The organism is Shewanella nanhaiensis, from assembly GCF_019457885.1.
Classification (GTDB): Bacteria; Pseudomonadota; Gammaproteobacteria; order Enterobacterales; family Shewanellaceae; genus Shewanella; species Shewanella nanhaiensis.
Genome location: NZ_JAHZST010000002.1, coordinates 392273 through 403257, shown reverse-complemented (window position 1 = coordinate 403257; position 10985 = coordinate 392273). Strand labels below are relative to the sequence as shown.

Below are 10985 nucleotides of genomic sequence, written 5' to 3'. Positions count from 1 at the left end.
TTTTGTACCAGCAGCATTTTGGGTTAGCGGAGACTCCTTTCTCTCTGACTCCAAATACACAGTTCTTTTTTGGCCTTGCGCCTCATGTTGAGGCGCTGCAAGTGCTGCAGATGGCATTACAAACTGGTGAAGGGTTTATTAAGGTCACCGGTGAAGTTGGTACGGGTAAAACCCTTATCTGCCGTAAACTTATTAATGAGCTACCTAAGCGGTTTCATTGTGCATACCTGCCTAACCCCTATCTTTCCCCAGCTGAGCTTAGGTGGGCAGTAGCCTTAGAGTTAGGGCTTAAATATTCAGCCAGTATTGATCAGATGCAGCTTACGGGACTGATACAGCAGCAGCTATTAGCGCTATCAGCCCATGGACACTCCATTGTGCTAGTACTCGATGAGGCTCAAGCACTACCCGATGAAAGTCTTGAGGCTTTGAGGCTTTTTACCAATTTAGAGACTGAGAGTCGTAAGTTACTACAAGTAGTTTTGTTCGCTCAGCCAGAGCTCGATGATCGTCTTAATTTGCATAACTTTAGGCAGTTAAGACAGAGGATCACCTTTAGTTACAAGCTAAGAGCCTTATCGGTAGATGAGGCCTGTGCTTATGTGCAACATAGATTGTCGGTAGCAGGCCGTGTCGGCGAGCCACTGTTTATTGAAAAAGATATTCGGGCATTGGCGCTGGCAGCCAGAGGGATCCCAAGATTGATTAATATATTAGCTCACAAATCATTGCTATTAAGCTTTGGTGAAGGGGCGGAGCGTGTAAAACGCCAGCATGTCAAAGCGGCAATCACAGATACTCAAGATGCGAGTGCTACAGGCCAGAGTAGATGGTTTTGGTTTATGGGTCTGGGTGTTACCTCTGTGCTAGCAGGCTTAGGTGTTCACCTATTTTGGGGAGCAGCTTCATGAGTGTGATAAACACTATGCTTAAGGATTTAGATAAGCGTCAGCAGCCGCATTCTCTTGAAAATATGAGTACAGCCCCGGTGCAATATCAAGCTAGTTCAGCACCCAAAATGCCATGGATCCTATTGGCGCTAGTTTGTTTTATCTTTCTAATTGCTGTGGCCTACAACTGGGAGCTATTGACAAAAAATAGTGCGAATGAACCTGTTGGGGGAACGAATAGTGGAGTTCAAGAACTTGTTACTCGCCAAGCTCTAGAAGATAAGGCGCTAAACACTGTTACTAGCACTAACTCGGTTGTAGATGCTCAAAAAGTGACTGAAGATAAGAGAGTGCCTGATACAGCCTTAGAGGGGAGTGCTAAACCTGAAGTTACCTCTAAGAGCCAAGTTGTCGAGCTGGTTAAGACTGAAAAACAGCTTGTTAAAAAAGCTGTGGTTGATGAACCAGCCGTTGAGATTGTTACTACAGAGAGTAAGCCTTCAAATGAGGCTGAACTGGCTAGTTCAAAGCCAGAACCTATAGAGGTTGTGCACTCAAAGCCTGCGACTCCTAAGGTGGATAACAGCTCTATGGCGATCACTGAGGTGAGATTATCTAATGCACAGTTAGCTGAAAAAAGATTTCAGGCGGCAACAAGTGCAGAAGATAGTGGTGAGCAGAGAGATGCTATTGAGTATTACCGTGAAGCTTTAGGCTTTTCTCCTAAGCTGCATAAAGCAAGGCAGCGGCTTGCTGCACTTTTTTATGGTCAAGGAAACTTGGCTCAAGCCAGTGATACATTACAAGAGGGAAGCAGGCTTTTTCCTGAGCAGTATGAATACTTAATGCTCTTAGCCCGAGTTCAGCAGGCCGCTGGTGGTTATGAACAGGCACTGGCGAGTCTAAAGCGTATTCCTGATGGGACAGCTTTGAATAAGCAGAAATGGACACAAGAGAGTACTATTGCTCAGAAAGTCAAAAACTATGCTCTAGCAGAGAGTAGCTACCGTAAGCTTTTACAGACAGAGGCGACCATGAGCCGTTGGTGGATGGGGCTAGCTTATGCGCTCGATGCTCAACAGAAGTATGAGACTGCGATTGAAGCCTATCGGCAAGCTCTATTTTACAGAGCTGTGCCCCAGCAGGGGCTATCGGTGCAAGCGGTGGACTACATTGAAAACAGATTGGCGCAGTTAGGAGAGAGTCAGTGAAACCAAAGTTAAAGATGCGTTTGGGTGATCTGCTTGTACAAGAGCAGATCATTAGTGAGTCTCAGCTAACCCAAGCACTGAGTGAGCAAAGAAATACAGGTAAGAAGCTAGGCCGAACCTTAATAGACTTAAACAGTCTGTCTGAGGAGCAGCTACTTAGGTTTCTCTCTCAGCAGCTCAATATTCCATTTATCGATATCAGTAGAAGACCAATCCCAGCCGAAGTTGTTAATCTCTTACCTGAGGTTCAGGCTCGACGTTTTAGAGCTTTAGTTGTTGAAGATAACGGTGAAAGTGTTCTGGTTGCCATGAGTGATCCTGCCGATCTACAGGCGATGGATAACTTAGAGGTATTACTGACTCCTAAAGTGATGGAGATTGCCGTTGTTACTGAGCAACAGCTGTTGGACGCTTTTGATAACTTATACCGTAGAACCGATGAGATTGCTGCGATCGCTGGAAAACTTGAGGAGGAGTATGCCGCTGACGATCAGTTCGATCTGGCAAGCCTAACCGATGGCGACAGTGACAATGAGACCACAGTTGTAAAGCTGCTGCAGTCAATCTTCGAAGATGCAGTGCAGATGCGCGCATCGGATATTCATATTGAGCCCGGTGAAAAGGTATTAAGAATACGACAACGTATCGATGGCCAGTTGCATGAGAATATCCTGCCAGAAGCCAGCATTGCTGCAGCGTTAGTATTAAGACTTAAGTTGATGGCAGGTCTGGATATCTCTGAAAAGCGTCTTCCTCAAGATGGACGTTTTCATATGGAGATCAAGGGACACCAAATCGATGTACGTATGTCGACCATGCCTATCTATCATGGTGAATCTGTTGTGATGCGTTTATTGGATCAATCTGCAGGTCTGCTTACCCTGAATGAAACGGGGATGCCACCAGAGATCTTGTCCCGTGTTCGCAAACAGATTAAACGTCCCCATGGTATGTTGCTGGTTACCGGACCCACGGGTAGCGGTAAAACAACGACACTCTATGGCGTACTCAGTGAGCTCAATACGGCAGATCGTAAGATCATCACCGTAGAAGATCCTGTCGAGTACCAATTACCCAGAATCAACCAAGTCCAAGTTAATCACAAGATAGGCTTAGATTTCTCCAACGTTTTAAGAACTACGTTACGTCAAGATCCCGATATCATTATGGTGGGTGAGATGCGTGATCAGGAGACCGTAGAGATAGGACTTAGGGGCGCACTCACAGGTCACTTTGTACTATCGACCTTACACACTAACGATGCTGTAACCAGTGCGCTACGTTTGCTGGATATGGGAGCGGCTAGCTATCTAGTTGCCAGTGCATTAAGGGTGATCATTGCCCAGCGACTCGTTAGGCGTGTTTGTCAAAATTGCTCTAGGGAGTATCACCTAACGGCACAAGATAGAGTCTGGATGGACTCTGTTAGCCAGCAAGATTTTTCACAAGCAACCTTTAAAATTGGTGCTGGTTGCCAAAGTTGTAATGGCAGCGGTTATCGTGGCCGTATTGGCGTATTTGAAATATTAGAGCTAGATGATGCGATGATTGATGCGATGCGAACTGGAAATCCGCAGGATTTTGCTCGCGCTGCACATGAAAGCCCTAATTTTACTCCGCTCGCGGTTTCGGCGATGAAGTATCTAGCCGAAGGGATGACCACCATCGAAGAGGTCGCAAAACTGGTTGAAGATGTGAGTGAGTCTCAAGTTGCTCTATCGACAGATATGGCTAATCAAGAACTGCCTGAGGCCTGATTTGGATGATGATCGCAGGTGTTTATCAAATTAACTCTGACAGTATGATGATTATAGGACGTGCGAATGCCAGTCTATAAATATCGTGGGCGCGATGCACAGGGTCAACAGGTGACAGGCGTGGTAGATGCTGCGACTGAGAATGCAGCTGCCGATCAACTGATGTCACGATCTGTAATCCCCTTAGAGCTTAATGAGAGCAAAGAGAAAGCTTCATTTACTCTGGCAAGTTTATTTAAAGGCAAAGTGAGCCTTGATGAGCTCCAGATCTTCTCTAGGCAGATGTACTCACTGACTCGTTCTGGGATCCCTATTTTACGGGCGATAGCGGGACTTTCTGAGACGACTCACTCTCAGAGAATGAAAGATGCATTAAACGATATTTCAGAGCAGTTAACTTCTGGTCGACCTTTATCTTCGGCAATGAATCATCATCCGGATGTATTTGATTCACTCTTTGTCTCTATGGTTCATGTGGGGGAGAATACAGGTAAATTAGAAGATGCCTTTATTCAACTGTCTGGCTATATCGAGCGAGAGCAGGAGACGCGACGCAGAATTAAAGCGGCAATGCGCTACCCTATCTTTGTTCTGATGGCGATCGCCTTGGCGATGGTGATCTTAAATATCATGGTGATCCCTAAGTTTGCTGAGATGTTTTCTCGTTTTGGCGCAGATCTACCTTGGGCGACTAAGCTATTGATAGGTACATCGAATCTATTTGTGAACTATTGGCCTGTTATGTTGGTTGTAGTTGTTGGTGCGTTTATCGGGATTCGCTATTGGCATAGTACCGAGAAGGGTGAGAAGCAGTGGGATAAATGGAAGCTACATATCCCTGCGGTAGGAAGTATTATCGAGCGCTCAACCCTGTCACGCTATTGTCGTAGCTTTTCTATGATGCTGAGTGCTGGCGTGCCTATGACACAAGCTTTGAGTTTGGTTGCTGATGCGGTGGATAACGCCTATATGCACGATCGAATCGTGGCAATGCGGCGTGGCATAGAATCGGGTGACTCAATGCTAAGAGTGTGTAATCAGAGCCATCTTTTTACTCCATTAGTACTTCAAATGGTGGCTGTTGGCGAAGAGACTGGTCAGATAGATCAGCTGCTAAATGACGCTGCGGATTTTTATGAAGGGGAAGTAGACTACGACTTGAAAAACCTCACCGCTAAGTTAGAGCCTATCTTGATCGGTTTTGTCGCCGGTATAGTACTGATATTGGCACTAGGTATCTACTTACCGATGTGGGATATGCTCAATGTCGTCAAAGGTGGAAACTAACGAATGAGTAATGAATTTCAAAGAGACTACAAATAATGTTAAGCCAGCAGAAAGCCGATGGAGAGCTACTGCAGGTATTGGGAAAGGTGGTTTCACTCCTGCTGATTTTAGTTTTGCTTGCTACCTTGGCTTTTAAGTATTTTAGTTCATTGGAAACAGTTGGTGTTCAAAGGCTTAAGGCAGATCATACTAAGTTGATCAATGTACTGGGAATGGTTAAAGCTCAATGGTTTGCACAGGGAAGACCAGATTTGATGCCTTTAGACTGGAACTCATTTGGGATTTATGGACAAAACTTGACTAAAGAGAGTGAGTTAGTTTTGATCAAAATGAGTAAAGGGGGCTGGCCTTTACCCGAGCAGAGAGATAAAGTGGGATGTAAACAGCTTTGGGGTCAGTTATTAGGTCGAGAGACTGAAAGGCAACACATTGTAACCAGTTTCGACTCATCGAGAGATGTTTGTAACTATTTTGATAATAATTCCGAGCGATTGAGTTATCACCTCAGTTCTGGCCGAGTTATTTTTTTGACTAAAGACTAAATTAAGCTGTTTCATAGTTTTCAAAATGCTATGAACTGTTAGAATTGTGAAACGAGTAAAGGGGGTATCATGAATAAGCTGAGAAAGGGTGATATGAAAAGCCGAAATGGTAGGGGAGAACAAGGTTTTTCTTTAATCGAACTTGTTATTGTGATTGTTATTTTAGGCTTATTGGCGGCGACTGCGATCCCTCGTTTTTTAAATGTGACCGATGATGCCGAAGATGCCAGTGTTGATGGTGTATCGGGTGGCTTAGCAACAGCGGTTGGCTTTGTTCGAGCACAATGGGAAGTGGATGGTCGTCGAAATGATTCTGTTATCTTAGACGGAACAACGGCATACCTAGATGAGAGGTTTGGTTTTCCTACCGGCTCGCCAGCATCCGGGACAGGTAATACCGATGCTACGACCATGACCAATGCAACATGCCAAGAGGTATTTAGCGCTGTCTTGCAAAATGCTCCACGTAATGTGCAGATAGATCAAGATGCGCGTAAACAGAGGTATGTCGTTAGTGTTATTGACAGTATTGGTGGCACTGGTACCGCGATATCTGGTGCACAGGTTCCAGGTTTAGATGTATGTGTCTATCACTTAGTCGCATCGCTTAGATTAGATCCAACCACTGGCGTAGCTAACCCTCAGCCAAATCTAACTACAGCTGGGGCTAAGGGAGTGACTTACAACCCTGGAACGGGCCAAGTGGTTAGTTTCTCGAACGATCTATAATTTTCACTGGTAAAAGTTAAATCGCGAGTAGAAGGTTTAACATTATAGGGTTTTATAAAGTTAATAATAAAAGTTTTGATACTAACGTTGAAAATAATTATTTTAAAGTAGGTCTATTTAAAGTAGATATTTAAAAATGTAAGTGCCAAAAGGACTGAATATTTTTGTAGAAAATTTAGCTATATAAAAGTTATATAGTTTTTATATGAGGTTTTTTTAAATGAACAAGCAAAATGGTTTTACCCTAATTGAGTTAGTGGTCGTTATCATTATTTTAGGTATTCTTGCTGTGACAGCTGCACCTAAATTTATCAATCTGCAGTCAGATGCACGTGCATCGACTGTAGATGGTGTTAAGGCAGCACTACAGGGCGCGAACACCCTTATCTATTCTAAAGCTGCTATAGCAGGCAAAGAGGCAGATGCTGGTGCTAGTATTACTATCGCTACTGGAGTTGTCGTCACAACCGATTATGGCAACCTTAATAGCTCTGCAACTGTAGCTACTGTGAAGGCTAATTTAGAAAAAGCCATGGATATGACTTTTGAAGCATTATCCGACGGAACTGCCGATGTTGCTACTGAAGACTGGGCAGTTTGGAGTAGTGCTACAACTGGCTTTGTTATTGTTCCTAAAGGAAAGAAAGCCGATGATGCTTGCCGCCTTAACTATACGGTTGCAACAAAAAATACCACTACAGGCGTGATTACGCCTGCTCAAATCTCTACTACAACAACGGATTGCTAAAATTATGAAAAATCAAAAAGGTTTCACTCTCATTGAGTTGGTTGTTGTTATCATTATTTTAGGTATTCTGGCTGTAACAGCTGCACCTAAGTTCATTAATTTACAAAGTGATGCTCGTGAATCAACTCTTGATGGCATGAAAGGGGCATTGCAAGGTGCGAACACTTTACTCTATTCTAAGGCTGCGATTCAGGGGAAAGAGAAAGCCGATGGTGGAACAACAGCTAATATTGATATTGACAATGACGGTACTGATGATGTTATTGGTGTTTATGGTTATGTAAAAGCTGATGCAGCTCAAGTGTCTGAAATTCTGGATATAGATACCAATGAGTGGACAGTTGTTGCTAACTCTGATACAGATGTAAGTGCTGCACCAATATTACTTCACCCTAAAGATATTACTATTTCTAAAGATAAGAAATGCTTCGTTGAGTATACAGGTGCAACATCTTCATCTGATTTGCCTGATTACGCTGTTGTAGCTGATGACTGTTAATTAGATATTATTGAAAAAGGCCTGCAATGCAGGCCTTTTTTGTGTTTGAAGAGCTTGCTACAAGTGAAAGCTTTTTTATTCTCTATGCCGTACCTGCTTTTTACTTACCACTGTTTGTTCCCTGCTCTCTATCCAATATCAGGGCTACCCCTATAATTATCCAAAACTCTCAAGCTTGACTAAGCTTAGGCTAATAAATAGTTTGGCTTATACAGGTAGGTATTAGCTACTGTCATAACTGGTGTTATTAGAGGCGGAAAGATGAGAAGAGTAAAGCAGCTGGGTTTTACCTTGATTGAGTTAGTGGTCGTCATCATTATTCTAGGTATTTTGGCTGTTACCGCAGCCCCTAAATTTATTAATCTTCAAGGGGATGCAAAGGCATCGATCTTGGATGGGTTTAGAGCCTCTTTGCAAGGAGCTAACTCCTTGGTATTTTCTAAGGCTGCCGTAGCGGGTGAAGAAACCATTGCCGATGCTGCAGGTTGGGCAGCGAATACAGATAATACTGCGGGTGTTGATATAGGCACTGGTATCCCGATACAAACGGTGTATGGTTATCTACCTGAGGACACGGCAGCAATCGGAGCGGCAATGGATGTGGACCCCAGCGAGTGGGTTGCCACCGCAGTTCCCAGTGGTGGCCTAGCTTTTAGCCCTAAAGATGCACCTGCCGATACTTGTCATTTTGTTTACGAGGAGGCCACTTCAACTTCGGCTCCTACCTATACTCTCTATACTCCGACTGGCAATCAAGACCCCTTCGGCTGTTAAACCTCTCTCTGTCTCAAGTTGTCTAGCGATCTTATTTATTAAAGGCCTATATTTCAGGCCTTTTAAACTATATGTCCGTCGGTTTCAGAGATAAAATGGCTGAAGGTGGTAACTTTATTTGCCATACTCAATAAGTTATTGGAAAATAACAGCTAGCATAAAATTGATGGCATTGACTGGTGAAAAATTGATCCGAAGAGAGACAGGCTTTACCTTGGTAGAGCTAGTGACCACTATTATTTTGATCGCCATACTCTCTGTGGTTGTGCTACCGCGCATGTTAACAAATTCAAGTTACAGCGCTTTTACTCTTCGTGATGAGTTTATCAGCGAGCTCCGCAAAGCCCAGCTATTGGCGATGAATAATCAAGGGCGTTGCTACCGGGTTGCTGTCGATTCCCAAGGCTATCAATTACAAAGGTTTGGTGATTTAACCTGCACGACAACAACGTCTCCTACAGAATCAAAGCGTCACTTTGAGGGCGGGGCAAGGCTATCTCTCATTAGTAGTGCCAGTAATAGCTTCAATATTGACTTTAGTGGCAATAGTCACGGCGTAACTAATCTAGCTTGCTCTGGAGCCTGTATAAATGTAGTTGCTGATGCAACTTTAACGATTAATGTTGAGAGTCAGGGGTATATCCATGGCCGCTAACTTGTTTAAATTTACTAACTCAGTTAATCGCACTAAAGGCTTTACCCTAATAGAACTTGTCGTTGGCATGGTCGTGCTCAGTATCGCATTGGTCATGTTGGCTAGCATGTTGTTTCCTCAAGCTGATCGCGCGGCTGAGACACTGCATAGAGTCCGCTCTGCCGAGTTAGCACACTCGATTTTAAATGAGATCTGGGGAAAGCGTTACGATCAAAATACCAATGCCAATGGGGGAGTTCCTGCTTGTGGCGCAGCCGCCAGAGTGGATCTAGGTCTGCCTGCAGGGTTAGATTGTACACCTTCTGCTAATTTAGGCCCCGACACTGGTGAAGTTCGTAACACATTCAATGATGTCGATGATTACCATGGCCTTAGCGAAACGAGCAACATGCTTAACTCTAGTGATACCTATTTGAGCCAGTACCGAAACTATCAGTTGTCTGTCATTGTGACTTATCCAAATGCTGATAGAAATAGCAAGTTAGTCACTATTAATGTAACAACGCCAAGTAGTGAAGTGATCACCTATAACGCCATTAGGAGTAACTACTGATGGCTAGTCACAAGAATAATAAGAGTTATAAGCATCATAAAAGCGCGCAAGGTTTTACCTTGGTCGAGATGGTCACTGTGATCATAGTGCTTGGTGTTTTAGTATTGGGAGTTAGTAGCTTTGTTGTATTGGGGACTCGGATTTTTGTTGAGTCGACCTCGGTAGATCAAGTGCTAAGTCAGAGCCGTTTTGCCATGGAGCGAATGACGCGGGAGCTGAGAAATGCAGTGCCAAATAGCATACGTTTGACTCCTGACTCTGTACTCACCTATCAATGTGTTGAGTTTGTGCCTATTCAGGCCAGTGCTTCTTATGTCGATCTTCCGATTTCGCCTGCAGCGGCTAATAACATGGGAACCGTTTTTCCTCCTTCTCAAGGGGTAAGCACCGCAAACCAGATGCTGGTGTATCCGTTATTACCTAAACATATCTATTCGGCAACTCCCGCTGGGACTAGTGGACGTTTATTTGATATTAATGCGTTTGATGCGAGCTCGGGGGCTGTTACGTTTGATCGTGCGGTTCAATTTGCCGAAGCTTCCCCTATTAAGCGTTACTTTATGATTAGTGGTGCTGTGAGTTATTGTTTCCAATCGGGTGGGGAGCTAAGACGTTATGCGAATTATGGGATTAATGCTAATCAGCTTACTCCAAACAGCAGTGGCGTGTTAATGGCAGAAAATGTCACTAATAACATAGCGACAGACAAACCTATCTTGCTAACGCCATCCAGTCTCGTGAATAATGCAATTCTTCAGTTAAGGCCTAAGTTTGAGGTGGTTAATCAAGAGTTTCAATATCAGCATCAGGTACAGGTGATCAATGTCCCATAGCTCAAGCTCACTCTTAAGTGGTTCTAAAGCCAGCTATTTTAGATCTGAATTATCCGGACAAAGTGGCAGCGCGCTTATTATTGGCATCTTTGTGATCACAGTGATGTTTCTAATGGCTACGGCACTGCTAAACGTATTGGATGATGCCGATGAACAGGTAAACTTGGAGGTATGGGGAACCCGTGCTTTTGCTGCTGCAAATTCAGGTGCCGATCGAGCCCTGTCTCAATTGTTTCCCCTAACGGCTACCGATAATACGGCTACCTCTTGCTCTAATGTGACAAGTCCATGGAACATAGGTAACGATAATCCTTCATTGGTGGGTTTTCATGCTTGCAGTATCGTGATCACTTGCGATGATACTAATATCATTAATACAGTTACTCAGTATTTAATTACTAGCACTGCGGTTTGCCAAACAGGAGATTGCACCTCAAATGATGGTAATTGTTTACGAGTTAGCCGCAGTGTGGAGGTTGAAGCCCGTGATTAACGTTACTCGTTTAT

General features: G+C 43.9%; 13 protein-coding genes. All 13 read left to right on the top strand.

The features are described from left to right. Positions 1-2: 2 nt before the first annotated feature. The 13 genes from K0625_RS04065 (at position 3) to K0625_RS04005 (ending at position 10971) form a co-directional block, all read left to right on the top strand. Positions 3-911: an ExeA family protein gene (locus K0625_RS04065; RefSeq protein WP_220108487.1), complete on the top strand. Its 909-nt coding sequence runs from the start codon at positions 3-5 to the stop codon at positions 909-911. Next, positions 908-2101, top strand: a complete 1194-nt coding sequence (locus tag K0625_RS04060) for a tetratricopeptide repeat protein (RefSeq protein ID WP_220108486.1) — start codon at positions 908-910, stop codon at positions 2099-2101. The genes K0625_RS04065 and K0625_RS04060 overlap by 4 nt, the downstream gene beginning before the upstream one ends. Next, entirely contained in the window at positions 2098-3858 is a 1761-nt protein-coding gene (locus K0625_RS04055) for a GspE/PulE family protein (protein ID WP_220108485.1), read from the top strand. The genes K0625_RS04060 and K0625_RS04055 overlap by 4 nt, the downstream gene beginning before the upstream one ends. 66 nt (positions 3859-3924) lie before the next feature. After that, entirely contained in the window at positions 3925-5145 is a 1221-nt protein-coding gene (locus K0625_RS04050) for a type II secretion system F family protein (protein WP_220108484.1), read from the top strand. A gap of 35 nt (positions 5146-5180) precedes the next feature. Next, positions 5181-5687: a hypothetical protein gene (locus tag K0625_RS04045; RefSeq protein ID WP_220108483.1), complete on the top strand. Its 507-nt coding sequence runs from the start codon at positions 5181-5183 to the stop codon at positions 5685-5687. A gap of 69 nt (positions 5688-5756) precedes the next feature. Further along, positions 5757-6416, top strand: coding sequence for a type II secretion system protein (locus K0625_RS04040; protein WP_438944485.1), 660 nt, complete (start codon positions 5757-5759; stop codon positions 6414-6416). Positions 6417-6636: 220 nt separating this feature from the next. Then, positions 6637-7164 carry a prepilin-type N-terminal cleavage/methylation domain-containing protein gene (locus K0625_RS04035; protein WP_220108482.1) on the top strand — a complete coding sequence of 176 codons (528 nt, stop codon included), beginning with the start codon at positions 6637-6639 and terminating at the stop codon, positions 7162-7164. Between the two features lie 4 nt (positions 7165-7168). Next, positions 7169-7663, top strand: coding sequence for a type II secretion system protein (locus K0625_RS04030; RefSeq protein WP_220108481.1), 495 nt, complete (start codon positions 7169-7171; stop codon positions 7661-7663). Between the two features lie 261 nt (positions 7664-7924). Continuing rightward, positions 7925-8437: a type II secretion system protein gene (locus K0625_RS04025; RefSeq protein WP_220108480.1), complete on the top strand. Its 513-nt coding sequence runs from the start codon at positions 7925-7927 to the stop codon at positions 8435-8437. Positions 8438-8603: 166 nt separating this feature from the next. After that, entirely contained in the window at positions 8604-9092 is a 489-nt protein-coding gene (locus K0625_RS04020) for a type II secretion system protein (RefSeq protein ID WP_220108598.1), read from the top strand. Beyond that, complete coding sequence (locus K0625_RS04015) at positions 9082-9645, top strand: type II secretion system protein (RefSeq protein WP_220108479.1); 564 nt, start codon at positions 9082-9084, stop codon at positions 9643-9645. The genes K0625_RS04020 and K0625_RS04015 overlap by 11 nt, the downstream gene beginning before the upstream one ends. Further along, a complete protein-coding gene (locus K0625_RS04010; protein WP_220108478.1) occupies positions 9645-10478 on the top strand; it encodes a PilW family protein in 834 nt (277 codons plus the stop codon). Before K0625_RS04015 ends, K0625_RS04010 begins: the two co-directional genes overlap by 1 nt. Continuing rightward, a complete protein-coding gene (locus tag K0625_RS04005; protein WP_220108477.1) occupies positions 10468-10971 on the top strand; it encodes an MSHA biogenesis protein MshP in 504 nt (167 codons plus the stop codon). The genes K0625_RS04010 and K0625_RS04005 overlap by 11 nt, the downstream gene beginning before the upstream one ends. Positions 10972-10985 lie beyond the last annotated feature (14 nt).